The organism is Litorilituus lipolyticus (assembly GCF_006439335.1).
Lineage (GTDB): Bacteria > Pseudomonadota > Gammaproteobacteria > Enterobacterales > Alteromonadaceae > Colwellia > Colwellia lipolytica.
This window is the reverse complement of the sequence record NZ_SAWY01000041.1, coordinates 262,393-288,424: the sequence shown is the minus strand read 5'-3', so window position 1 is coordinate 288,424 and position 26,032 is coordinate 262,393. Positions and strand designations below refer to the sequence as shown.

Here is a 26,032-nt window from a genome sequence, read left to right as displayed (position 1 = left end):
TTTATTATCCACGATTCGCTGCAATAAACTCACATAAGGTTTTCACCGAATAGAAGTGTTTTTTGCTGTCTTCAGAATTATTATCAATTTTAACATCATAGGCTTTTTTAATTGCCACACCTAACTCTAATGCATCAATAGAATCTAAACCTAAACCATCTACAAACAGCGCATCTTCATAATCAATATCTGCTGGCTCAATATCTTCCAGATCTAAGGTATCAATAATTAACTGTTTTACTTCTTCACTTAATGCATTCATTTTTATTTCCTTTAAATACGACTAACAAGTTGTTCTTTTAAATTGCCATTTATGGCGCTTTGAAACAACTTCTGCTTGTTCTACACCACTATAATAAAAATGAAGAAAATCTAGCGCTTGCATGTGCGGATTTTCATCATCTCCAGCGGGTTTATCACCTTGTTCTTTATTCGATAAAGTTAATTCAAAAACAGCTTTATCTTCTTCACATTCACTTGCCAATGCCGATTGAACAGGCTCTATCAATAATGCACATGACATAGAATACTCTTCTTGAGCAACATATTGCGCATATATTTCAGGTACTTGTGCTTCAGTGTATACCAGCAAAATTTGTGGGTATGCGTTATAGTTCATTTTACTTACCGCATCTAATATCGCGACAAAAAAAGTATCCTCGCCGGCAGAAATAGCACTCAAAGGCGCTTTATTACCAGTATAAATACTGAACAATCCGCCCACTGCGTTATGCACTGACAAGCCAAATTGTGTCGGTGATAACACTTCTTTGGCTGCAACATCACTGATTAATTTACTCGTTTTTTGTAAATCTCCATGACGAGAGGCAAAAACACTCGGTACAGTAGCTAAACAATCCTCAGCGGCCGATAGTGCACAATGTAAAGACAGCTTTGCAAAAGGGCTTAATCTTCTGCGTTGCATTGCCGGCATTTGCTTTAACGCAGGTAACTCTTGCTCTAGAGATAACTCTTTTTCTTTTTGCGCGAACTCTTGCCAGTCTTGGTCTGTGGTTAAACCACCGCCCCAAGCAACACATTTTTTAATGGTAAATTTCAAACTGAAATACCCTTTAAGATATAGTAAACACAAAAACAAGGAGGCAGATTTTACCTAAGGCGATAGTGTGATTCAAGTGATTACTACGTTTACTAAAGATAAACTTTGTACCGTTTAGTTGTACATTAACACAATTTTATCAGCATTTTTCTTCAATTTACCGACAAATCATATTATGTGCTAACCACAGTTTTCGGCTATCTAAAGTGATTTTAAAAATAGGTATCTTTTATTTTTCCATAATGAAAATAACCCCACTGCCCGACCCGTCTAAGTGGTGCAAGTGGAAACTTAGGTAAAGATGTTTGATATAGCGGTAAATTAGGTAGCTCTTTCTCTGCCACTCTTTCAGCTAATCGCTTACCCGCTTGCGTAGAAAAAGAAACACCACTTCCACAATACCCCATGGCATAAAACACTTGTTGATCTTTGTCTTGATAAATATGCGGAATATCATCTAGTGACATACAAATCCAGCCAGACCAAGCATAATCAAACTTTAAACTGCTTAGTGGTGGGAAACTAGTTTTTAAAACCGACAGTAAACGATTAGCATAATAAGGATCATCTGCCTTATTACCTGTAATAGCACCTCGTCCACCAAATAATATGCGGTTGTCAGGTAATTTTCGGTAATAGTATTTCAATGCTCTGGTGTCCATCACCACATTTGAAGTGAGAAAATTACACTGTGCTAATTGTGCATCGGTTAATGGCTCTGTAACAATAATTTGTGAAAGCACAGGTAAACTTCTTTTTTCTATCAGAGGGTGAAAACCTTTAGGCGTATAACCATTAGTGGCAATAACCACTTTTTTAGCTGTCACTCTTGCTTTGGGTGTATGTAAGACCTGCGCATTATTTTCCTGAGTCCAGTGCTGAACAGGTGAAGAGGTATGAATTGTGGCCCCAGCCTTCTGGGCTATTTGTTGATAACCCAAGGCCAGCTTTAATGGGTTCAAACCAAAACCATCATGATAACGAATGGCACCAAAAGCATTTCTATCGTCCATATATTGTTGACGAACTTGCTGTTCACTTAGTACTTCAACTTGATAATTGAACATTTCTTGCTGAAGTTTTGCTTGCTTTATTAGAGTGTTTAACATTGCAGGTTTATGGGCAACTTTAAGGAAACCTGATGACTGCTGCTGACAATCAATACCTTGAGCTATTAAGCCATTAACCGTTTCAACACCTTGGCACATCTCTTGGTAAATACCATGCATGACTTCTTTACCCCATGTCTTAAGCATGCTTGGGTAAGTTTTTCTACCTGATGATTTTAAAATAAAACCTGCATTTCTGCCGCTACAGCCCCATGCAGTTTGGTTGGCTTCTAATACATGTGCTTTAATACCATGTTGCTGGGCCAAGTGCAGAGCACAAGACAAACCAGTATACCCTGCGCCAACAATGGCAACATCAACATCAATATCCGTTTCAAGCGCTGCAGTGCCATTACTTTTAGGTGAAGATGACTTCCCTCCCTTATAAAGAGTATCCGCCCAATAACTATCTGGATAAGGTTCTCCATGACCAGGAGATTGATGTAGTAGAGGGTCATACATATAAAGCGCCTTTTAAAAAACAAACAAAACTTCTCGAAAAACATTCTAATATTTTGAATAAAAACTACTACAATTAAAACAGTTATGTTACTTATATAATTACACAAAGATGCAAAAAAATGAGTTTGTATACTAAGATAATCGTGATGAGAGCAGTATTGATGATAGATAGGGTTCACGAAAGTTGTTTATCTAACTTAAAGTATTTTCAGTTATTTATCATTAGCTGCATTACATATTTTATCTTCAGTATGCCTAGTTATGCTGAAGAGGAGCATTCTTCTTGGATCAAAGCTCCTTTTCAACAATTAGATGAATTTAATAAAAAAGATCCTGCTATTGCGTTAGATTTTGCCGAAAAACTTTATGCCAAATCCTCAAGCAAAATGAACAATGCAGAGAAAGCAACTTTATTTGCCAAAATGGCGTTGTATTGTTCATACCTAGGTAAGTTAGAACAAAGCCAAGAATATGTCGACACCGCCAATACCTTTAAGCCTAAACCGAACAGTACAACAGGTATTTCATTATTGCTTACCCAAGCAACCTTACTTGACTCGTTGGGGAAGGCAAAAGAAGCCATGCTCTTGTATAAGCAAGCTGAGCAACGCTCCCTTGATAGTGAAAACTTAAAGTCACTGGCAGATAGCTATAGCTATATAGCAAGCTCTTACTCATTAAACCATAATGACATCGAAGCAATAAAATATTTCAATAAAGGTTATCACTTGTTTGAACAGTTAGGTGATGATTTAGAAATAGCCTATATGAAAATCCAGATGTCGACTTCTTATTCACTGTTATACGACGATGAACAAGCAATACGGTTCGCCAATGAAGCTTTAGAGTATTTCTTGATACATGAATTATTCTTTGATGCCCTATTTGCACAAAATGCCCTAGCTTATAACTATTTACGAAAGAAATCATATGAGTTGGCAAAAGAAGCCTTTTATCAAGTCATAGAACTATCAAAGAAAGTAAATACCGAAGACTATGAGCCTGGCGCTTATCTTGGTTTAGCAAAAGTATTCTTACAAAGTGAAAAGAATGAAAAAGCTCGTTATTACTTCAATAAATATCAACGCTATAAAACCCTAGGTAATACTCCCTATGAAAAAATAGATCATTTGCTGGTCAAAGCAGAATTAGAGTTAAACGATGAAAAACTTGAATTAGCTGAGCAAGCACTAAGCAAAGTAGAAACAACACTAATAGGCATAGAGAAAGAAAATGCCTTGTCAGTGTACAGACAATTATATGACTTAAAAGCCAAACTTGCTACCTTTCAAGATGACTATAAAACCGCTTACAATCTGCAATCGCAAGCGAGAGATATACAATCAAATTACAGTAACTCTGAACGTGAAAAAATTCGTTCTAAAATGAAAATCATTTTTGATACTGACCAAGCCTTATTAAAAAATAAATTACTTGAACAAGAGAAACAGCTTAACGATATAGCACTTGAAAATGCGCAGAATAAGCAATGGTTACAGAACCTAGTGATTGCCATTATTTCAACTTTAACTTTGCTACTTGCATATTTTGTCTATCGCCAGTTAAAAACGAGCCAATCACTGCAAATGCTGGCAAATACAGACTCATTAACGGGCTTAGCCAATCGACGTTTTGCTTTCAATCAAGCAGAAAAATATTTAGCGTATGCCAAAAAAACGAAAAAAGATTTCTCAATCATTATGTTTGATATCGACTTCTTCAAACAAGTTAACGATGAATATGGTCATACAGCTGGCGATGTAGCCTTAAAAGAACTTGCAATACTAGCCTGTGGATTCGTTAGAGCTAACGATATTATTGGTAGAATTGGCGGTGAAGAGTTTTTAATCGTTCTTCCTACCGCGTCTTCAAAGCAAGCTGCCATTATTGCAGAAAGAATAAGAGCAGCTACAGAAGAGCAATCTTTCACTGCCAATAATACCGAAATAAAAATCACCGCAAGCTTTGGTGTTTCTCAATTAACATCAAAAGAAGAAACATTTAGCGAAATATTCCACAATGCTGACGTTGCACTATATCAGGCAAAAGAACATGGACGTAACAAAGTGGTATTGGCTTAGTTTTAAATAGAACTAAGCCGTAGGGTATAAAAGACATTATTTTTACTACAATCACAAAAATAGTGTCTTTAAATAATCAACTCAATCAGTTGAAAATTAATTGTGCTTTAACAATGCTTTGAAGCTGACTTCTTCTGTAAGCTTTTCTTTTGCACCATAAACAATTCTATGTGTACCATGACAACGCGCACATGCTAATACAGCTAATGTACCTATGTGTCTTCCTTGCTCCTTTAAGGTACCTGAAGTAATGGCTGTCTCTAAACTTGTCATGGTTTTTTGCATGTCTTCATCTGGATAGACTCTTCTGTCTTTTTTATGACAATCTACACACACTTTGCCCAACTCATTCATTTCTACTTTTAACTCATCAAGTGACGATAATGCCAACGCAGTAAACCCATCTTGTGATGATATTTTTACCTGATTAACTTGTTGGGTTAATTTATTCATGTGATCAGAGAAAGCTTCACCGCTTGGCATGGTTTTATCTGAAAAATCTGGTGTGCGGTAGGTAAGTGCTGTAATGGCCTGATAGTCATTATGACATGAATCACACCCGTGCTGTAGGGTATGTAGCTGTAGCTTCACATTTTGAAAATCATCCTGAGCAATTGCATTTTCAAGTTGCTGTAAGCTATTTTCATCTAGCAATTTTTGCCATTGCGGCACCATGTCAGCAATACTCAAATAATGCTTTTTGAAATTAACACTCCATTGCTTAAGGTGAACACTATCACCTTCTTCTGCATAAAAAGACATTGCCTGCATTTCACGCCTAAGCGCAAACATAGTATGTAGCCAAACATGTCGCTTACTTTGTGGTTTATACCATTGAGCCAATTCTTTGGGTGGTGTTTTTACTAGGCTGGCTTTGTCTTCATGCTGATATACAACACCAGCAACTACGGCAAAGATAATGATTTGCAAAATAAAAAAATAAGACCAACGCATAACAAACTCTTTATAAAAGACTTAAAATTTAAAAGCCTAGCAGTGTAACGTATTGAAGCGCTTAATTGAAATATTCGCCTATGCTTTTTCAACTAAAACCAGTAAGGCTATATAGCTTCAGCATAAATAAACATATCAGTTGTTGCTTCTCCTTCTTCAACAGGGAAAGTTTTACGCTTCACATTTATCACCTTGAAACCAGATCTTGCTAGCACTTCTTCAAAAAATGGGTACTGATGGTAATAAATAAATACCTGATCTCCTGCACTTGAAGTTTGCAAACCCGAGTTATTATATTCACCTTCCATTGTACTAATATATAATACGCCACCTATTACTATGTGTTTGCGTATGTTAGCAATCAAGGTCACTATTTCAGGCTTAGATAAATAAGGCGTGAAAAAACCACAAACCACCGCCTCATAACCATGTGGGCTAACCGAAAAGTCACGACAATCCATCACTAAAAAACTTGCTTGAGGCACGTTTTGTTGTGCAAGCTCAACCATTTTTGGGGCCATATCAATACCTAGAACCTGGCAGTTAGGTAGTTTCGATAACAGGTACTTACTAATATTGCCTGGTCCGCAAGCGACATCTAAAATTTTTGCGGTTGAAGGTTTGATATACTGGCAAAGCTTGTCATAAGTATCATGATAGAACCTAAAATCCATGTACTTGTCTTGATATTTTTGAGCCAATTTATCAAAAGTTTTAACGCTTATTAGGTTGTTATTTACTTGTTCTTCGTTGTTCATTTAATGCATTTATTCTGTTATTTTGAGGGTGAGAATTCTTGTAGAAACAAAGGCAGCAAAATCGATCAGCTGACTAAGTATAGGGGCAGTTATAACAAATTATTGGTGAACATGTCATGAAAACTACAACTATAAATTCTTCTTTGGCTCAATCTCTGTAAGTTTAAGTAGCTTATTTTCACTGGCGATGGTTATCTTATCAATATAATTTGCTGGGCATTGTAATTCACTGACACCAAAAGCTCTGTTTCTACCTTTTTCTTTGGCCAAATAGAGCGCTTTATCCGCTAAGTTAAGTAAATCATCAATATCACCTTTACTATTGGCTTTTTCAACGGGTACATAACCAATACTGATAGTGATATCCCTTGGTTTATCTTCAATAACCACCGGTGAGTTACTTACAAGACTTAATATGCGCTCAATCACTACCTCTATACGTAAATTCTCATTAGGTGGCAATACAATGAGGAACTCTTCGCCACCTAATCGAACTACATTATCAGATAAGCGCGAATCATCTTGTAGATTTTTTACTAACTCTTTCAGAACTGTATCACCTGCGCTGTGCCCATAAACATCATTAAATTTTTTAAAATGGTCAATATCAATTGCTACTAAAAAACTGGTCTTTTTGGCTAAGCTTGCTGTAAGCAAGTTCTTGCTAATGACATCATTAAAATAACGGCGGTTAAAGCATTGAGTTAACGGATCATAGAATAGTTGCCGATTTATTTCGGCCTGGTTGAGTTTGTACCTGATAACCATTGACCATACAAATTTAGCTAAAATAATTGCCAGTAATGCCGCTAATAACAGCACACCTAACAGCAGAACCTCTCTGTTTTCAGATATTTGCGCGGTTTGCGTTGTTGCTTGCTCTAAATGAAATTGTGCAATATCTGCATCATCTTCACGGATACTTACTAATACCTTTTGAAGAATAGTCTGAATATTCAAGCTATTCTCGCGAACATAGTTTTCAAATAACAAGCTATATTGCCCTAATGCTTCACTTTCTCGTTTAAACAGCATAGCCTTTTGAGCGATTAGAGCTTGCTTTTGCCAAGCTAGCAATTTTGCAACTGAGTAGTTTTGCTTCTCTAAAAAGTTAATTGCTTGCTCAAATAAAGTAATAGCTTTGTCACTATTATTACTCATTAAGGCATAAAAACTTTGCTGTAACAGCACTTGATGTTGTAAATACTCATCATTATATTCGGATGCGTACAGTTCAACCGATTCACTTAATGAATTAGCCGTAGCTAGATCACTCATCAACAAAGATAAAAAAGCCAAATCGAGCACAAAAAATTGCGCATCTCGGTGTTTACCTTTTTTCTTACTTTGGCTAATCGCTTTTTGAATAAACTCTTTTGCTTTTTGATATTGTGCTAAAGCTTGTAACGCTTTAGCTTTGTTGCTGTACAATTCAGCTTGATACCAAGTATCCTTAGTTTGCTCTAGAGCTTGCTGTGAGGCTTCATTATGCTTAAGGGCTAATTCATATTGTTTCGAAGCAAGGTAAAGATCAGCCAATAAGTGATTCGCTGTTTGTATTCGGTGCAGATCTTGATTGTCATTGGCAACTTGCAAGCCTATTAATAGTGCTTTTTCATTATTTTTTACATCATGCAATTGTTCAAATAAATTACTAACGTTTAAGCTTATCCAATAACGTAAAGTGGCCACATCCGCCTTTTGTGCAAATAAAAATGCCTTATACAATGAAGTACGATATAAAGGGCTATCTTCTAAGTAATTTGCCACATTGGCTTCACATAGCGCTGTAGCAGCACGGACAGCAGCATTGTTTGTATGCTCTCGAGAATATTCTTTTAATGAAGCTAACCGCTGCTCAGCTAAAGTAGAAGCTAATCCTGCCCTTAAAGCACAGTCATAAGTCATGAATAACGCTCTTTCTCCTGGGGTAGCACTAGGAGAGTTTTCTAGTAGGTTATCAAGAGCATCGAGCACAGCAGAAGTATCTCCTGCATACTCATTTGCAATACGATCCATTTCAAGTTCAAGGGCACTAAACTTAAATAGCTTTGAATCAGTAGCATGTGCGTCGCTATTAGCAAAATTAATGACAAGTAAAAAAGTTATTATTATTCTATAAATCACGTTAAAGCTCCAAGCAATGCTTTCAAAAAAGCAAATAAATAAAAGCTTGTATCCATTAACAAACTGCCGACATTACCAATAATATACTATTTTATTGTAACAAAAATCTGCTGTTTTTTGAGCACATCGTATAAAAGATGCAATATTTACATCTTGTAAACTTTACATTAACGGTTTTTTAAAACACTCCCGTTAAACGTGCTTGCCAATTTTCAATGTTGCCTGTTTCAAGACGCTTATGCACATAATCTTTCCAATGCTGAGATAGATGTGACAATTCCGCAATTTGCAGTAACGCTTCTTTATTGGTTGGGTCATTAAAAAAGATATTGGCGACTTGGTAAACTGATAGGCTATTTTCTGCTCTGCGCAGTAGTGTTAAATTAGCATTAAGATCAACATAACCTGGCGTAATAACACGATACAACCAGCCACAACGATTTGTTTCTTGAACCTTTTCAGCAAAACCTTCAACCGCTAAAAAACGACTCAATTTAAAACAGGGAGATCTTGGTTGGCTCACTTCGATTATTGCCTCACCTAGCTGAAACTGATCACCAATATAGACATTATGCTCAGTCATACCTGCAGAGCTAATATTTTCCCCCATGGCAGAGGCTTTAAATAGTAATTTACTTTCAGGGAATTGGCTTTGCCAGTATTGATAGTGCTCCATGGGATATTGGTGCAGGGCACGTTCAAAGCCTCCATGGTGCTTAGTATCAGCACAATGATCACCGTCAATGCCATTTAAAGATAAGTAAACTCGATTTTGTACCAATGACTTTTTAATCGCCGTAGTTAACCCCTTGAATTCTCCCACAGTTCCTCGATAAAGAGTCACATGACAATTAATAACATTTTTATCAGACACATTCATTCTCCTAATTTCAATACAAATCGTTATTAACTCTGACTTCTTATTTATTAGTGATTAACTGAGTAAAACACTCAAGACTGTTTGCTTGCTGTTGCCAATGGACAATAATTGCCATATCAACAATATCATGACTCAAGTCATAACTCGCAAGGGAAGTAATATTCTCCAAGGCATGCTCGCTAGCCCCTGTGAAAATATTCACGCCATTAACCTGAAATTGTTTAGCGATATAAAAATTAGCCGCATTGCCTACCGTTGAAATAAAGTCTAACGGTCGAACCTCTTCACCCTTTTCACAATCAACTATTAACGATTGCAATAATTCTACAGAAAAATAATCAGCGACTGAGTACAAACCAAGGTTGTATTGAGTTAAATGAAACGGCTTTCCCTGAAGCTCATAATCAACTGCTAACTGAGTTATCATTTCATGAATAGTTTGTAGCGCTATCAACGTAAAACTGTCCATACGTCTCACTTCAAAGCCTGTGACTTGTTTTACTTGTTTCCGCACCGCTTTAGTTGGCATGTCATTACTTATAGCAAGCTGATGCTGAGCTATAATGTTCAACGTACTAACCGTATTACTTTCAATAATAGGTTGTTTATCACTAAAGAAGGTGCTTTCTAAGTATGAAAGCTTCTTCAATACTATAGCGGCATTATTACCACCAAAACCACAATGATTCGTCAATATATAGTTAACGTTTTCAAACGAAATCTGAGTAGATAATATAGGTAAAATTAACTCATGTTCTGTCATATACTCACTGACAGGTATTTTATTTAACTTAATGAGTTGTACTAATAAGGCAAGTTCTAATGCACCACATGCCCCTAAGGTATGTCCAATGAAAGGCTTTAGGGCAAATAGCTTTTTCTCTTCTAATGCAAAAGATTTCAATGCTTGAGCTTCAGCCTGATCACTTGCCGGTGATGCAGTGCCATGCACTTTAACCACATCAATATCTTCAATAGTCAGGTTTGATAATGCCAGAGCTCTGTTAATGACTTCTACAATTTTATTACCATCTTCTTGTGTGCTCGTTAGACTATAAGTGTCACAAGAAGAATAACCATCAAGCACTTGTAAAAGTGGCTTACTGTTATTGATTTTAGCCTGACTGGAGAGAAATAAAGCGCCGACACCTTCGCCTAGCACCATGCCATCTCTTTGCTGACTAAAAGCAAATAACGCACGATCACTTAGCAGCTCTAATGACATAAAGCCTCGTAAGGTCAGTTCATTATAAAACTCACAACCAACGACTAAAGCGTACTTTACTTGTTTCGACTTAAGTAGACGATTAGCATAAATAACGGCATTGCTACTCGAGGTGCAGGCAGTATTAAAAGTGAAATGCAAAGCATTGAGCTTAAATTTTTCGACTAAATATAAATTAATCTTATCTAGGGTACTTAACCAAATCACTCTATTTTCATCACTTTGAACATTAACAATATCTAGTGAAGATGAACCTAAAAATAATGATGTTTCTCTAAGTTGCTCTTGAGTAAGAGACAATCGCTCAATTAACTGAGAAACCACCTGAGACAGAATAATATATAAATCATTCTTTCTCTGTTCAACAGCAAACAAAGGTAGTGCATGAAAAAGGCAAGGTATCGGTTTTTCAATAGTTTGGGCTAATTGGGAGTGTGAAAATAAATCGAGTGATGCAATGCCATGACCTAATGAGCTCACTGCTGCTACATCATGAATATATGTTCCATCATCTTCCATAACCTGCTGCTCTTTAGATTGCGTCTTTTCTTGCACTTTACTTTCCTTTAAGGTTTGTCATCCCTCGATAAATTAAACAATTAAGCTTTTTTGCTATTAATCAGTGCGACAATGGCATTAACCGACTGTAAATGTTTGCGCGACTCCTTAGAGCCTTCAATGCTAATTGCAAATTGCTTTTTAAGTACCAGCGATAATTGCAATGCATCCAATGAATCTAAAGCGATCCTAGATTTTCGACCAAACAACAACTCGTCATCGATAATTTCTTCTGGTGAAAAGTCATCTTCTTTATCACACTCTTCAACAATCAGAGTTTTAATTGCCAACTTTAACTGAGCTTCATTCATTGTGCTGATATCCACAAATACATCCTGTGTCTTTAACGGTAAAATTACTAGATTAATACTGTGACATAAAAATTATGTCCATGATAATTTGTTCGTTTTCTTAATAAAAAGGTTAAGTGCCAATAAATAACACCCTAAGCCAAACACAGATAATTTAATCATGTTTGGTACGGCTTGCATCAAACTATCTCCTGCCAAGCCTTGCTTTAATATATCGGCTGACCAATACATTGGTGAGAAATTAGCTATATTCGCCAGCGCATCAGGCATCATATCAATAGGCACCATAAAACCACTTAACGCCGCCATCAAAATATTAATGCCACCACCTAGCACAATTGCTTGTTCATAGGTATTGACTAACGCAGCAATTAACAAAGCAAAGCAAATGGCACTGGCAATTATAAAAGCCGCAGAGAGCAAATAAAGTGATGGTGAATTAATCACTAGTAAAGCTTGGTCTGTCAGCCATGGCACAAAAGCAAGTCCAACTACAGATAATAACAGCCACTGAATAACACTCACTGCACTGTATGATAACGCCTTAGTAAACAAATACTGTTGATTAGAAATGGGGTAGGTTTGAATGCGAATTAATGTACCATTCTCTTTCTCTTTTATTAAAGTGGTTGAGATTGGTAACACAATGAAAAAAACACCAAAAATTAACCATGATGGAATGGAATAAAGTGTTGGCGCGGAAAATACTTGATCTTGATTTTGTTCATTAAGTAAATAATCGACACTTGATGATTCATTTACGATATCGACTTTCTCGGCCATTGACAGCGATTCATCAAAATCACCTACCTCTTCCATATAAGCATGTAATTTCATCTTCGAAATAGATACTTTTACTAACTCAGCAATCATTAATCGCGTTTGAGGTGATAACTCATTGCTATAACTCAACAGTATTTGAGCCTCAGAGTCCTTCAGTAAAAGATTTCGTTCAAAGCCAGATTCGATGCTAATGAAAGCATCAACACTTTCTTCTTGATTAACCTTAAAACCACTAGTTTTTAAATAAGAAACTAAAGATAGCAGTGAGTAATCACTTTTCTCTGCATGTACTGAAACGTTAATTTTCTTAACGAGATTGGCTTGTTTCTCACCCATCGCAAAAGTCATAATTACCATAAAGGTTATAGGTAATATCAACAATACAGCCACACTGTGTAGATCATTTAAGATAATAATGGCTTCTTTTTTAATACTTTCAATTAACATGCGCCATCCTGTGTTGCTTGCTTACTGTGATAGACACTAAAATACAATTGATCGATAGAATTTTGTGAAAAATGAAGCTGCTTTATCACCAACATATTCTGAGCCAAACAGGTGAAAATAGCATTCAACTGGCTAATATCTGCAATTTTTATATTTAATTGTGTCTGTGCAGTATCAATATCAGGCAGTAATACTTGTAACTGCTTTCTCAACATTTCAGTGTTTGGATGCGCTAAAAAACTTACCGTAATCATCATATTGCTTGAGGTAAGATCGCTCACTGCCAGCGCTTTACCTTGCTCTAACAAGATAATGTCATCACATAACTGCTCAACTTCATTTAACATATGAGAGGTATAAACTAAACTTTTACCCTGAGCTTTTAATGTTTTTAGTAAATCAATGATCTCTTGGCGTGATACAGGATCAATACCTACTGTTGGCTCATCTAAAAAAATAATATCAGGAGATTTACTTAACGCGATGGCGATATTTAAACGACGTTTATATCCCCCTGACAGACTTGCCGCTTTTTTATTTGCTACATGAGTTAACTGACATTGCGCTAAGCTAGCGGCAAGAATGCTTGCTTGTTTGTCGCGCTTTCGTTCACTTATAGCGATAAAATATTGCAAATTTTGTTTTACGGTGAGCTCTGGATAGAAAGCATATTCTTGAGGGATCAAGGCAATGTGCTGCTCAATAAAAGCTTGGCTGTTTGTTGCCTTGGTTAATAATGTCGACTTTGCCTGTGAACTTTCATCATCAACATAATAAGTTAATTGCCCTTTTTCTGGCGTAAGTAAGCCACATAACAAGGAAATCAAAGTTGACTTTCCTGCGCCATTAGGGCCGATGATGCCAGTACATTTGCCTTTTTTTAAAGTAACTGTGACATTATCAATCGATGGAAAATCATTACTTGGATACCTAAAAGCAAGCTGCTCCGCTTTTATAATCACTTTATGTTGCACTTGGCTTGCTTGACTGTCCTGGTTCACCATTATGTTTTTGATTCTCTATTGTTATGGTTTTGTTTATCAAAAATAGCTTTTAAATAGATTGTGCTAACAAGGCCGCTTCTGCAATAGCTCTCTCTGCATCTAACCCTTTCGCACTTTTAGCGCCACCTAATACATGACAGGGCTTATCGCTTAGTTGACTCACTAAGCTATTTTCTTCCAGTTGGCCAGTACAGTTAATAATATGATCAACGGCTAATAAGCGCGGCTTACCTCTAACTGAAATATGTAAGCCCTGCTCATCAATCTTTTCATAGCTAACACCGACAGTCATTTTGACCTGTTTATGTTTTAGATGTTGACGATGGATCCATCCCGTCGTTTTACCCAAATCTGTTCCTGGTTTACGTAAGCGGCGTTGTAACATGGTTATTTGACGAGTAGCACGGCGACAGCTTTTCTCAGCCAAACCTCCCGCTTGAGATAAAGATAAGTCAATCCCCCACTCCTCAATGAATTCTCGTTTTTCTAATGCCTGATTAACAGTAACGCTTTCAACAACTTTATCAGCATCATTGGCTAAAAATAAAGCCACATCAAAACCAATCCCGCCACCACCAATAATAGCGACATGATTACCTATTGTTTTACGTTTTAGCAGCACATCTTCATAACTTACTAGTTTGCCTTGCTCGATGGCCCACTCTATTCCTTCAATATCTGGCACTCTTGCTTTAACGCCCGTGGCGATAATAACTTCATCAAACGCATGTAAATCTTCAGCTTGCACAACATGGTTTAAACGAATATCCACACCAAGTTGCGGTAATCGAGTGGTAAAATAGCGAATAGTTTGTAAGTACTCACGCTTACCGGGAACTTGACCTGCGAGATTAAACTGCCCACCAAGTTTTGAGTTTGCCTCAAACAAGGTCACTTTATGACCACGTTTAGCTGCATATTTAGCAAAAGCCATTCCTGCGGGCCCAGCACCAACGACTGCTAACTCCTTAATGACATCAGCTTTAGAGAAGTTAAGTTTAGTTTCATTGCAAGCTCTAGGATTCACCAGACATGTTGCCGTTTCACGTATAAATATCTTATCAAGGCAGCCTTGATTACAAGCGATGCAAGTATTTATCTCATTCGCTTTGTTATTCATCGCTTTATTGACAAATTGACTGTCTGCCAAGAAAGGTCGAGCCATGGATATAAGATCTGCCTTACCTTCTTGAATAATTTTTTCACCAAGTTCAGGCGTGTTGATACGATTACTCGTGATTACAGGAATATCAATATATCGTTTAATATTGGCACTTAAACTGGTAAAAAAGCCTGCGGGTACATTTGAAGCAATGGTCGGCACTCTCGATTCATGCCAACCAATACCGGTATTAATAATATTTACACTTGCTTGTTCTAAGCGCTTTGCTAATTCAATAACTTCATTGGCACTTGAACCTTGCTCAATTAAATCAATAAGTGATAAGCGAAAGATAAGAATAAATTTATCACCAACTGCAGCACGGATTTTTTTTACAATAGCTAAAGCAAATCGAATTCGATTTTCAAAGCAACCACCCCATTCATCATCTCGCTTATTAGTCGCTTCTACAATGAACTGGTTAATTAAATAACCCTCGGAGCCCATAATTTCAACACCATCATAGCCAGCTTGCTTAGCTAACACCGCTGAGTGAACAAAATCATCTATTTGCTGTTCAACCTCTTCAGACAGCAAGGTTCTTGGTGAATAAGGACTAATAGGTGCTTGTATGTCAGAAGGAGCGACTTGGTTAATATGATAAGCATAGCGACCTGCATGTAGTATCTGCATGCAAATTTTACAATCGTACTCATGAACTGCATCAGTTATTAATTGATGATCTTTAACATCACTTTCCTGCTGCATAATGGCTCTATTTGGCGCTACAATGCCACTGTCATTTGGCGATATTCCGCCTGTAATAATCAGGCCTACACCACCTTCAGCCCGTTCTTTATAAAATTGAGCAACCTTAATAAAGCCCTGCTCAGTTTCCTCTAAACTGGTATGCATAGAGCCCATAACGACTCTATTTTTTAATTGACTAAAACCTAAATTCAATGGTTTTAACAAATGAGGAAAAGGCATAAAACACTCTTAACGTTATACATAGCGTTGCAAACAAAAGGTCAAAAGTCACTACGGCACAATGACTTCATTTTTATAGGACTCTAAAAGGTGGCTAGACTAGCAAAAATAGGGCTTTGGTGCAAAGCTTATACCCTACAAGTTTTGTAATATATAACTCAGAAACAGCTAAGCTGCCATTATTTTCGCTTACCACGTTTTCTTTTATTGTTTAATTTAACCTTTACGTTACGTATAGAGTCGTATTCAAAGCAGGTATCTACAGGCTTGGGCATCCCCAGTATCAAACTTGGGTTATTTGAAAAGCCTGTTGGCTCTTTTGGGATGTCACCATTAGAAAATGCTAAAACACCATCATTGTCAATATCTTGAAACACACGAAACGCTACTCTATTGCCATTTTCATCAGGCACACTTTTGACAGCAGAATGTGGCAATGTAATGATAATATTGTTATCTATGACCGCTGTTTTATTAGCGTAAATTAATCTAAGGTCTGACCAAGTAACTAATTCACTTTCAGGGCACTCGAAGAGTTGATAAAACAAAGTACCCTCTATACGCTTAATCCGTTCAACATGAACAACAAGAGCTGTTTCGTCTTTTGCCTGTATTTTGGTAAAGAACGCAATCGGCAAATATAAAAATATGCTGAGAACTATCATAGTTTTGAGGCTAAATTTCATCAAAAGACACTAAATTGGGCTAATCAGGTAGTTTCTATTTTAAGACAATAACGTATAATATGTCACAAAAATATATCCCTTTAGGTTTTTATCTGTGCGTAAAGTTCTCGTTATAAATTATTCTCAAACAGGCCAGTTAACGCGAATCGTCAATTCAATCATTTCACCATTGCAACAAAGTGAACAAATTGAGCTTGATTATCTCACCATAACCCCAGAGAAACCCTACCCTTTTCCATGGCCCTTTTTTAAGTTTTTTCATATTTTTCCTGAAACGGTAAAAATGACGCCCGAAACCATTCAGCCCATTGCTCCAAACTTTATCGAAAATGCTGATGAGTACGACCTTATAATATTAAGTTATCAAGTTTGGTTTCTATCACCTTCCAGACCTATTGCTTCATTTTTACAATCAGAGCAAGCCAAAACGCTCTTCAAAGACAAGCCTGTTGTTACTGTAATTGGTTGTCGTGGCATGTGGCTAAATGCCCAAGAAAAAATGAAACAACTACTTAAAAACCTCAATGCTAATTTAGTTGATAATGTGGCATTAACAGATGATTGTGGCGCTGCATTTAGTTTTTTAGCAACGCCTCTGTGGATGTTTACCGGTCGTAAAAAAGCCTACGGCTGGGTACCTAAAGCAGGTGTGAGTGATGAGGATATTGAAAAATCACAACGTTTTGGTCAAGCAATTTGCCAACGTTTAACACAAGATGAGTCGATTATTCACTCTCCAATGTTAACAGGTTTATCTGCTGTTAGAATTAATGAAAAGCTTATTGCCAGTGAACGAGTAGCGAGTCATAGTTTTAGAATTTGGAGTAAAATATTAAGCACATTAGGCCCTCAAAACTCCCTGCGTAGAAGTTGTGGCCTAACAGTCTATGTGTTATTTTTACTGACCTTAATTTTAACGGTTGTTCCCGTTTCTGCCTTAATTAAGAAAATCATTGCCCCCTTTACCAAAAAGCGCATCGATGCGCAAAAGGCATATTTTGCCAAGCCTTCTGGAGAGTAGTTTTACACCATGGAAACCCAAGAAAAAGCAAACTCAGTATATATCAACCGCTTAAGTGCAGTAATGCCCAATGAACCAGTAAGCAATGCTGAGATGGAAAATGTATTAGGTCAAGTTGGCGGACAACGTTCGCGCGCAAAATCAATTATTCTTCGTAGTAACCAAATAAAGTCTCGCCATTATGGCATTGACCCTGAGACAGGCGAATATAACTATACCAACGCCTCTTTAGCTGCCGAAGCCGTAGAAAAATTAATTCCGCAAATTAGTGAACTGGCCAGCGTCGATACCTTAGTGGCAAGCACTTCCATACCTGATCAAACGTTGCCAAATCACGGTGTAATGGTACATGGTGAGTTAAAGAACCCACCGTTAGAAGTTGTTTCGACCTCTGGCGTGTGTTTATGTGGTATAACCGCATTAAAATATGCTTATATGGCCATAAAATCAGGCGAGAGCCAAAAAAGCGTTGTTGTTGCTAGTGAGCTAGCTTCCAATGTCATGCATGCTTCAAACTTCAATGCAGAATGTGAACATAAAGTGGCTCAGCTAGAAAGTAAGCCGGAAATTGCTTTTGAGAAAGACTTCTTACGCTGGATGCTCTCTGATGGCGCTGGAGCAGCCCTATTATCAAATGAACCAAGCCCAGAAGGCTTATCACTTCGCGTTGATTGGATAGATGTATTATCTTTTGCTAACGAGTTAGAAGCCTGTATGTATGCAGGATGTGAAAAGCAAGATGGTGAAATTGTAGGCAATGCCCGTTTCTCAAGTAATGAACGAGCCGAACAATCAATTGCATCAGTTAAACAAGATGTAAAATTACTGAATGAAAACATCATCAAGACAACCGTTGAAAGAACCTTAGCGAACTCTGTTAAAAAGCGAGGTTTAAACGCAGATGATTATGATTATTTCGTGCCACATTATTCATCAGGCTATTTTCGTGAAAAAGTTTTTGAGGGCTTACAAAACATTAACTTTGAAATTCCTTATGACAAGTGGTTTACCAACTTAACCACTAAAGGCAACACTGGCTCTGCATCAATTTTTATTATGCTTGAAGAGTTATTTAATAAGGGCAACTTAACTAAGGGAGAAAAGCTGCTGTGCTATATCCCTGAAAGTGGCCGATTCTCTAGCGCCTTTATGCAATTAACTGTGGTGTAATCATGGAACAGAAAAATGTCCCACAAGATAATAGCGCAACTTATCAAGGCCAGAAGAAACTTGTCTATGCGGTTGATGAAACAGGTCATTACACAGGTGTACAGTCGACAGGTTGGGAAGTAGAGAGTTTTGCAACACAAATGGCTGTTGATGATTTACAACAACAGACCGATGAAGCCTTATTGCAAGCTCAACTTGGTGAAGTATCGCCCCTCGCTTACCACATGCTACGCTTACGTTTTGATATCGTATCATTAGCGCAAACCACAGGTTTTTTTCAATGGCAAATAAAGCGCCATTTAACGCCTAAAGTGTTTAATAAACTTTCTTTAAAAAAATTAGCTGTATACTCAGACGTGATGAAACTCACTGTTGATGAATTACGAAGTTTACCTAAGCAAAATACAACTCCAGAATAGCCCTGATTAGAAACCAAAACATGACTGATATTATCCTTGATATTGAACATCAACAATCATCACACTGTGAAACCGGTGTTATTTCAACTTTACTGCGCAGTAAAGGGTTAAATATATCTGAGCCGATGGCTTTCGGTTTAGCTTCTGCAATGAACTTTGTTTACTTACCGATTGTTAAGCTGGGTGGTTTACCGTTAGTCGCTTATCGCATGCCGCCGAAAACAATTATCAAAACGGTGTGTAAAAAACTCAAAGTTGAACTGTTTAGTCAAAAATTTTCCGATCAAAAAAAGGGGATGCAAGCTCTTGACGATGAATTAGCTAAAGGTAATTTAGTTGGTTTGCAAACGTCTGTGTATTGGTTACCTTATTTCCCAGAGGACATGCGCTTTCATTTTAATGCGCATAACTTAGTTGTTTATGGTAAAACAGCCCAAGGAAATTATTTAATTAGTGATCCTGTGTTTGAGCATTTAGTTGAATGCCCAGCAGAAGATCTGCAAAGAGCGCGTTTTGCTAAAGGTGCACTCGCTGCCAAGGGCTTAATGTATGTGATCAGAAACGTACCTGAAAGCGTTGACTTAACCCCGCATATTTATAGTGCAATTAAGAAAACAGCTAAAATGATGAATGGTATCTTCTTGCCTTTCTTTGGTAATAAAGGCATTAGACACCTCGCTAAAAAAATTAAGTTGTTGAAAAAAGAAAAACCAAAATATCAAAAATTATTTCTCGGCAATATTGTCCGCATGCAAGAAGAAATTGGTACTGGTGGCGCAGGTTTTCGTTTTATGTTTGCCAGTTTCCTTGATGAAGCAGCAAAAATTACCGGGAATAAACAACTTGTTGAAGCAGCAAAACAAGGCACTGAGGTTGGCGATAACTGGCGTGAATTTGCCATGGATGCAGTACTGTTTTGTAAAAAGCGTAAAGAGCTTACCTTAGACGATGTTGCAACTAAGCTGACTAGTTGTGCAGATCAAGAGCAAGCGTTGCGCGAAACGCTGTTAACCATTAAGCCCGCTGCTTGATCCCTATACGTCAATAAGCTAAACCGATAAGGCTCATCTAATGATGAGCCTTTTTTATACACTTTACCCTAAAATGAATTACTGCACTAATCTTCTTTAAGACTGCTATGACTTATTTGAGTTGCTAATAGCGATAATAAACAATAACCAACAAAATAATAAAAACCTTGCCCTACAGCCGACAAGGTTTCTGTTGACGTGAGCACATCAATTTTAAAAGCAAATAGTTGTAATTGTTGACTCGTCGCTGTCTCACCATGATTGGTCGATAAAACCGCTAAAAATATTGCGACAACAAAAACATCAGCCATTGACCATTTACCAATAGCATTAATAAAGCGGTAAATTGATTTTTCTATTTCAGTATTTTTCTTAATATATGCCCATGTCATTAATAATGACTTCAATATCGGGATGCACAAAGAAAAGAACAAAATTAAGCTGGCCACCAAAACACGATCATCTTGATATAATTCTTGAATAGTTCCAATAAGAGAGAGCTGTTTATCGAGCAATCCAGAAGAGACACTCGCGTTAGCTACTTGAGCATTCATCGTCATGTTCAACGAAAACATAGGTAAAATAATACCAGGCACAAACAAGCCTATTGCGAGTACGTTTAATAAAAATCCAAGGTGTTTCTTCATATAGCTATTTTCTTAATTATTCAAAGGCCTAAATACTTTATTCATATAAGATTTAATGAAAGAGATAAATCATACAATCATTTCAGTAAAAAATCGCTCAATAGTATCATTTAATCCTCTTACCTGTTTACTAACCATACTCTCATTCACCGTTGGAATAGCGATATTATTTTCAATAAGTTGAGCACTAAATAGCGCCTTATGTTCTGGCACAATATACCAAGGTTCAGACTTAGTTAACGTTGTTGGATTCACTGTAAGTAAAACTGTTATCACCTCACGCTTGACTTTATCTGCTCTTAAACAGCGTAATGCGATGTTGGCAGCGCCTCGTTGAAATTTAATTTTTTGTCCTGGCTTTGTCCGCGTCCCTTCAGGAAATATAATCAAGTTATTACCAGCTGCCAGTGACGTTGAACAGTCAGCTAACAACCCTTGTGGATCGGCATTACTAATATACCCAGTATTACGTACTACACCACGTAAAAAAGGATTTTTAAATAAATGCGCTTTCACTACGCAATCCGCATTGGGCATAATGGAAATGAGCACTACGACATCAATTAACGATGGATGATTTGCTAAAACAAGTTCACCCTTCAATGTTCTCAATGCTTGAGCCTTTTCAAGATCGAACTTAAAGATTCGACAAAGCCCCATAAAAGCAATAAAAAACTTAAAAGTATAATGAACGGTTTTACGCGCCACTTTTTTCTGAGCATCACTGTCTGAAATAATAATTTTTTGTAATGGAAAGACAAAAACAGTCAGCAAAAGCCCGCCAATTCCAAACAATGAAAAACAAAGTCCAGTCGCGAAAATTCGCCAGATATGATTAATTTTTTTGAGCATGATGAATATAAAATCTTAAAATATTTAACATCTCCCTGACAATAAATTGCACTAACCTAATGTAATTTGAGAGAAATCTTTTTGCTATACTAGCATTAATCTTACTAACTAGGAGGGTTAATTTTCCAGTATTTCTCTACACAGGCCAAGCAGATCAATTTTTTAAATCTTGTTTCGTCATTTGAAGAATTTGTATACCCTCAAATCCAACATTTGTTGCCATCACAGTTAAATCAAAGCGGTGTTTAATATTATTCACATCTGTCACTTGATACTCGTTGGTACTAACAAAAGACATATTAGGAAACTGATAAGCTAATTGACTCAACGTATCTTTTGCCAATAAATCCATAATCCCTTGTTGACTTGCTTTGGCTAAAGACTCTTTAAGGGTCCATATTCGGTAGAAGTACTCTTCACCCAACTGATTTACCATTTGCGCCTCTAGGGTATGATAAAAGTGCTCTGATAGCTTAATTACATTGCGCTTTTGTTTATATTTTTCAATATCCACACCTAACTCAATTGCTCTAGGTGAAAAAGCAATTAGAACTTGCCCCGCACTGTGGCTAATCGATACTGTCACGGGTAAGCGTTTGTTCCGAACAAAGACCTCTAGGCGCGACAGTTGCTCGTTAAAGCAAACAGAAATACTTTTAAACGTTAGTGCCTCACTCCCACCAATAAACTTCCTTTTTTCGTTAAATAACCATGCTCTGACAAGTTGCTTTATCAGTATACGACTAGCTACAAACTCTTTTTTGGCTGACTTAGCCTTTCGACGTGTGAAGACTTGGTACTCTTTATCAGTGAGCCAAGTACTGGCTAATTCATCCGTTTCAAATTGAGTAAGGTTATTGGTGTTGAACAGCAAGATTTCAAGTGGGGTTTCAAGTGCTTTGTTGCTAAATTGAAGCCTCTGCCAACTAGTAAATTGACTTAAGGGTAAAACATTTGCCATGATTTTATTAACGTTTTGGCAAGCCATGCTCATTGTAAACCTTTAAACAAAATGGTTAGCGTACGGGGAATTAAAAGAAAGTTAGCATAAGTGTTTTGAAGAAAAAAAACCACTGCATAAACAGTGGTTTTTAATAACAATAATCGCACTACCTGTTAACTAGAAGGAAGCTCTTCCGTCTTAACTGCATGACTATCTTCAAGCGCTTTCTGCTTGCGCTTCTTTCTTGTAAATAAGTGACGAATATCTTCAATGATAAGATATAGACAAGGTATTAATCCTAGAGTCACAACAGTCGCAAAAAGTACACCAAATGCTAATGATACTGCCATTGGAATAACAATTTGTGCTTGCATACTCGTTTCAAAGAAAATAATCGGCGCTAGACCAATGAACGTTGTAAGAGAAGTTAGCAATATTGCTCTAAAGCGTTTAGTACCTGCATGCATCACCGCGTCTTTTAAACTTTCGCCTCTGCGCCTAGCGTTATTTACATAATCAACCATCACTAAGGAATCATTCACCACAACACCTGCAGCCGCTAATATCCCCATCACCGATAGCGCATTTAAGTTCATTCCCAAAATTAAATGACCAAATACTGAACCTATGATGCCAAATGGGATAACGATCATAATCATTACAGCTTGTGAGTATGACTTTAACGGAATTGCAAGCAATGAGAAGATAACCATCAATGAAATAGCAAAATCACGTAACTGATTATTAATACTATCCATTTCTTCTTGGATACTACCTGTTACTTCACTTTTAACTAGTGGGAATTGACGTAATAGTTTCGGAATAAAGTTATCTCGAATATCATTAGCCACTTTAAATGGTTCTACTTGCTCTGCATCAACACTCGCCCAAACGTTAATAGTTCGGTTGCCATTTTCACGACGAATACGGGTCACACCATCGGTCAATTTAATCTCAGCTAGCTCTGATAATGGTAACTCTGCGCCATTAGGTGCTTGAATCATCACATCATCCACATGACCAACTGAACTACGCTCCGCTTGCGGGTAGCGAACCATCACTTTAATTTCTTCGGTATCACGAAGAATACGCTGTGCTTCAAGGCCATAAAAACTATAGCTAACCTGTGAAGCGATGTCAGCTAATGTTAGGCCCATTGAGTATGCTAAAGGTTTTAATTCAAACTGCACTTCTTTAGCGCTGGTTTGACGAGAATCATTCACATCACCCACACCTTTCAAAGAGTTAAGCTTTATTTTCAACTCTTTAGCGGCTGCCAACAACTGCTCATCATTTTGCGACTCTAATCTAAAAGCAATATCACCATCATCACGGCCACCGCCAAATAAATTATCACTAATGGTTAACGATTTAACACCAGGGTAATTCGGAATTGCATTACGCCATTTATCTGCAAGTTCAAACGTATCCATGGCTCGCAATTCAGGATCAACAAGCTTAACCATTACGCGGCCTTCGGTTCTGCTACGCAAATCAACTTGCATATCAGAAATCATGCCATTACCGTGCTCAGCTTCAATTTCTTGATCTATACGGTACAAGACATTTTGAATATTCAATACAGCAGATAACGTCGCTTTCTCTGAAGCATCAATATTCATTTCCACTGTAATACGTGGGAAATCATGAGGTATTTTAGGTTGACCAATAAAGCGTACTAAACCACCTTGGAACAAACCTGCACTTAGCAACATGATGCTGATAAAGAACATCAATACGCCGTAACGATACTTAATACAAACAGCTAAAGTTGGACGATACACGTTGTCGATAAATTTCTTTAATGAGCTGTCAATTACAGCGCGTAATCTATCTAACGGGTTTTTTGGATTAAACTTCTTCATTTTCATCTGAGCTAAATGCGCAGGCAAAATCAACTTCGATTCAATTAATGAGAAAATTAAACAGAACACCACAACAAAACCAATCGACTTACTAAATGCAGCACCAGGATCATTATCTAAAACGAAGGGTAAGAACACGGCAATAGTCGTTAATACCCCAAACGTTGCTGGCATAGCAACACGCTTTACTCCACGAATAACGTTATCGATACTGTGGCCTCGCTGCTCTATCTCGTCATGGGCACTTTCGCCCATCACGATCGCATCATCGACCACAATACCCAACACTAAAATAAAGGCAAATAAGCTGGTGATGTTAATGGTGACATTAACAAATTCCATCGGCATAACCAGTAAGGTTCCTAAGAAACAAACAGGTAACCCCATCATTACCCAAAAAGCTAATCGAACACGTAAAAACAAGGCTAACATTAAGAAAACCAGCACTGCACCGCTTTTCATGTTATCCATCATCATGTCTAAACGACCTTCAAGGTAGTAAGTCATATCGACCCAAGTTTCTAGTTTTACGCCTTGAGGTAAAGATCCTGATTTTTTCTCAACAAAACCATTTAAAACAGCAGCAACATCAGTAATGCTTTGATTCTCAGCTGCACCGATAAAGAAAGTTACCGAGTTTTTCCCATTGAATTTCGAGTATTGTAAGCCTTCTTCAAAACCATCAATAATGGTAGCTAAGTCGCCTAGCATCACCTTAGTGCCGTCTTCTAAAGTGACTACAGGTATTTGTTCAAACTCATGTCCACGATAGGCTTGTTCTTCAACACGTAAATTAATATAACCATTTTCTGCACGAATCTGCCCAGCTGACATATTACGTGAATGACCTCTTACCGCATTAGCAACATCTCTAAAGCTTAAGTCATATTCTCTTAATTTATCTTTACTGACTTCAATTGAAATTTCATAACCTAAGCCACTAAAAAATTCAGAGACATTCACTAATGGCAGCTGTTGAATTTCATCGTGAATTTTACGACCTAATTCTTTAAGTTCTTTATTGGTTAAATCACCATATAAGCTGATGTACATTACTTCTTGACGATATTTTTCACGCTCAACTTTGATACGCTCCATACCATCTGGAAAGCTTGGAATAGAGTCTATTGCAGACTTAACTTCTTCTAAGACAAGTTGCGGATCATAATCAGTGTCAACTTCGAACCAACCATTAGAATACCCTCGGTTTGAATACGTAATAACACGCTTAAGGCCTTGTACTGACTCTAGAGCTTCCTCAATTTTAATAGTAATGCCTTCCTCAACTTCTTGCGGAGCAGCACCTGGATAAGGCGCAGCATAAGAAATCCAGTTAATTTTAACTTGCGGAAACATTTGTTTGTTGATGGTGTTTATCGTTAAGAAACCACCAACTAAGATAAAAATCATAAGTAAGTTTGCAGCAACGCTATTGCGAGCAAACCAAGCAATTAAGCCTTTATGTGTATCAATATTATCAATATTTGTTCGATTCAAGTTTTCTTGATCTAACGCTTCATTGGTATGTTTATCAGGTGAAGTCATAT

The 26,032-nt window shown here is 37.2% G+C and carries 22 protein-coding genes; 5 read left to right on the top strand and 17 right to left on the bottom strand.

The features are described from left to right. Positions 1 to 4: 4 nt before the first annotated feature. The 3 genes from EPA86_RS17975 to EPA86_RS17965 form a co-directional block, all read right to left on the bottom strand. Positions 5 to 262: a phosphopantetheine-binding protein gene (locus EPA86_RS17975; RefSeq protein ID WP_140605761.1), complete on the bottom strand. Its 258-nt coding sequence runs from the start codon at positions 260 to 262 to the stop codon at positions 5 to 7. Between the two features lie 21 nt (positions 263 to 283). Continuing rightward, positions 284 to 1,060, bottom strand: a complete 777-nt coding sequence (locus EPA86_RS17970) for a beta-ketoacyl synthase chain length factor (protein WP_170309702.1) — start codon at positions 1,058 to 1,060, stop codon at positions 284 to 286. A gap of 212 nt (positions 1,061 to 1,272) precedes the next feature. Continuing rightward, on the bottom strand, positions 1,273 to 2,631 hold the full coding sequence (locus EPA86_RS17965) for an NAD(P)/FAD-dependent oxidoreductase (protein ID WP_140605759.1): 1,359 nt from the start codon (positions 2,629 to 2,631) through the stop codon (positions 1,273 to 1,275). 161 nt (positions 2,632 to 2,792) lie between these two features. Here EPA86_RS17965 and EPA86_RS17960 point away from each other — a divergent pair, with 161 nt between their 5' ends. Further along, positions 2,793 to 4,712, top strand: a complete 1,920-nt coding sequence (locus EPA86_RS17960) for a tetratricopeptide repeat-containing diguanylate cyclase (protein WP_170309701.1) — start codon at positions 2,793 to 2,795, stop codon at positions 4,710 to 4,712. A 96-nt stretch (positions 4,713 to 4,808) separates the two neighbouring features. On the opposite strand, the gene EPA86_RS17955 is transcribed toward EPA86_RS17960, so the two are convergent. From EPA86_RS17955 to EPA86_RS17910, 10 genes are all read right to left on the bottom strand, one after another. Next, positions 4,809 to 5,666, bottom strand: coding sequence for a multiheme c-type cytochrome (locus EPA86_RS17955; protein WP_140605757.1), 858 nt, complete (start codon positions 5,664 to 5,666; stop codon positions 4,809 to 4,811). 107 nt (positions 5,667 to 5,773) lie between these two features. Continuing rightward, positions 5,774 to 6,424, bottom strand: a complete 651-nt coding sequence (locus EPA86_RS17950) for a class I SAM-dependent methyltransferase (protein WP_140605756.1) — start codon at positions 6,422 to 6,424, stop codon at positions 5,774 to 5,776. A gap of 129 nt (positions 6,425 to 6,553) precedes the next feature. Next, positions 6,554 to 8,551, bottom strand: a complete 1,998-nt coding sequence (locus tag EPA86_RS17945) for a tetratricopeptide repeat-containing diguanylate cyclase (RefSeq protein WP_140605755.1) — start codon at positions 8,549 to 8,551, stop codon at positions 6,554 to 6,556. A gap of 178 nt (positions 8,552 to 8,729) precedes the next feature. Beyond that, a complete protein-coding gene (locus tag EPA86_RS17940) occupies positions 8,730 to 9,425 on the bottom strand; it encodes an MOSC domain-containing protein (RefSeq protein ID WP_211664963.1) in 696 nt (231 codons plus the stop codon). A gap of 46 nt (positions 9,426 to 9,471) precedes the next feature. Then, positions 9,472 to 11,211, bottom strand: coding sequence for a beta-ketoacyl synthase N-terminal-like domain-containing protein (locus EPA86_RS17935; RefSeq protein ID WP_140605753.1), 1,740 nt, complete (start codon positions 11,209 to 11,211; stop codon positions 9,472 to 9,474). Between the two features lie 44 nt (positions 11,212 to 11,255). Continuing rightward, a complete protein-coding gene (locus tag EPA86_RS17930; RefSeq protein ID WP_246058471.1) occupies positions 11,256 to 11,540 on the bottom strand; it encodes an acyl carrier protein in 285 nt (94 codons plus the stop codon). A gap of 57 nt (positions 11,541 to 11,597) precedes the next feature. Beyond that, complete coding sequence (locus EPA86_RS17925; protein WP_140605752.1) at positions 11,598 to 12,755, bottom strand: ABC transporter permease; 1,158 nt, start codon at positions 12,753 to 12,755, stop codon at positions 11,598 to 11,600. Then, positions 12,749 to 13,759, bottom strand: a complete 1,011-nt coding sequence (locus EPA86_RS17920; RefSeq protein WP_140605751.1) for an ABC transporter ATP-binding protein — start codon at positions 13,757 to 13,759, stop codon at positions 12,749 to 12,751. Before EPA86_RS17920 ends, EPA86_RS17925 begins: the two co-directional genes overlap by 7 nt. Positions 13,760 to 13,808: 49 nt before the next feature. Then, entirely contained in the window at positions 13,809 to 15,851 is a 2,043-nt protein-coding gene (locus EPA86_RS17915) for an NADPH-dependent 2,4-dienoyl-CoA reductase (RefSeq protein ID WP_140605750.1), read from the bottom strand. A gap of 179 nt (positions 15,852 to 16,030) precedes the next feature. Beyond that, complete coding sequence (locus EPA86_RS17910) at positions 16,031 to 16,516, bottom strand: DUF2141 domain-containing protein (RefSeq protein ID WP_170309700.1); 486 nt, start codon at positions 16,514 to 16,516, stop codon at positions 16,031 to 16,033. 115 nt (positions 16,517 to 16,631) lie between these two features. Between EPA86_RS17910 and EPA86_RS17905 the strand changes: the two genes are divergently transcribed. Genes EPA86_RS17905 through darH form a run of 4 tightly spaced genes read left to right on the top strand, consistent with a single transcriptional unit; the run spans position 16,632 to position 20,178 of the window. Further along, positions 16,632 to 17,558 (top strand): NADPH-dependent FMN reductase family protein, encoded by a 927-nt coding sequence (locus tag EPA86_RS17905; protein WP_140605748.1) that lies wholly within the window; start codon positions 16,632 to 16,634, stop codon positions 17,556 to 17,558. Positions 17,559 to 17,567: 9 nt separating this feature from the next. Next, positions 17,568 to 18,728, top strand: a complete 1,161-nt coding sequence (locus EPA86_RS17900; protein WP_140605747.1) for a beta-ketoacyl-ACP synthase III — start codon at positions 17,568 to 17,570, stop codon at positions 18,726 to 18,728. A 2-nt stretch (positions 18,729 to 18,730) separates the two neighbouring features. Continuing rightward, positions 18,731 to 19,147, top strand: coding sequence for a DarG family dialkylresorcinol biosynthesis protein (locus EPA86_RS17895; RefSeq protein WP_140605746.1), 417 nt, complete (start codon positions 18,731 to 18,733; stop codon positions 19,145 to 19,147). A gap of 20 nt (positions 19,148 to 19,167) precedes the next feature. Further along, positions 19,168 to 20,178, top strand: a complete 1,011-nt coding sequence (darH, locus tag EPA86_RS17890) for a BtrH-related acyltransferase DarH (RefSeq protein WP_140605745.1) — start codon at positions 19,168 to 19,170, stop codon at positions 20,176 to 20,178. A gap of 86 nt (positions 20,179 to 20,264) precedes the next feature. Here the strand turns inward: darH and EPA86_RS17885 are convergent, their stop codons facing one another. The 4 genes from EPA86_RS17885 to EPA86_RS17870 form a co-directional block, all read right to left on the bottom strand. Further along, positions 20,265 to 20,825, bottom strand: coding sequence for a paraquat-inducible protein A (locus EPA86_RS17885; RefSeq protein ID WP_140605744.1), 561 nt, complete (start codon positions 20,823 to 20,825; stop codon positions 20,265 to 20,267). A 69-nt stretch (positions 20,826 to 20,894) separates the two neighbouring features. Next, positions 20,895 to 21,599: a lysophospholipid acyltransferase family protein gene (locus tag EPA86_RS17880; protein WP_342777405.1), complete on the bottom strand. Its 705-nt coding sequence runs from the start codon at positions 21,597 to 21,599 to the stop codon at positions 20,895 to 20,897. A gap of 232 nt (positions 21,600 to 21,831) precedes the next feature. Continuing rightward, on the bottom strand, positions 21,832 to 22,665 hold the full coding sequence (locus EPA86_RS17875) for a 4'-phosphopantetheinyl transferase family protein (protein ID WP_170309699.1): 834 nt from the start codon (positions 22,663 to 22,665) through the stop codon (positions 21,832 to 21,834). 128 nt (positions 22,666 to 22,793) lie between these two features. Beyond that, positions 22,794 to 26,030, bottom strand: a complete 3,237-nt coding sequence (locus tag EPA86_RS17870; protein ID WP_140605741.1) for an efflux RND transporter permease subunit — start codon at positions 26,028 to 26,030, stop codon at positions 22,794 to 22,796. Between the last annotated feature and the right edge of the window lie 2 nt (positions 26,031 to 26,032).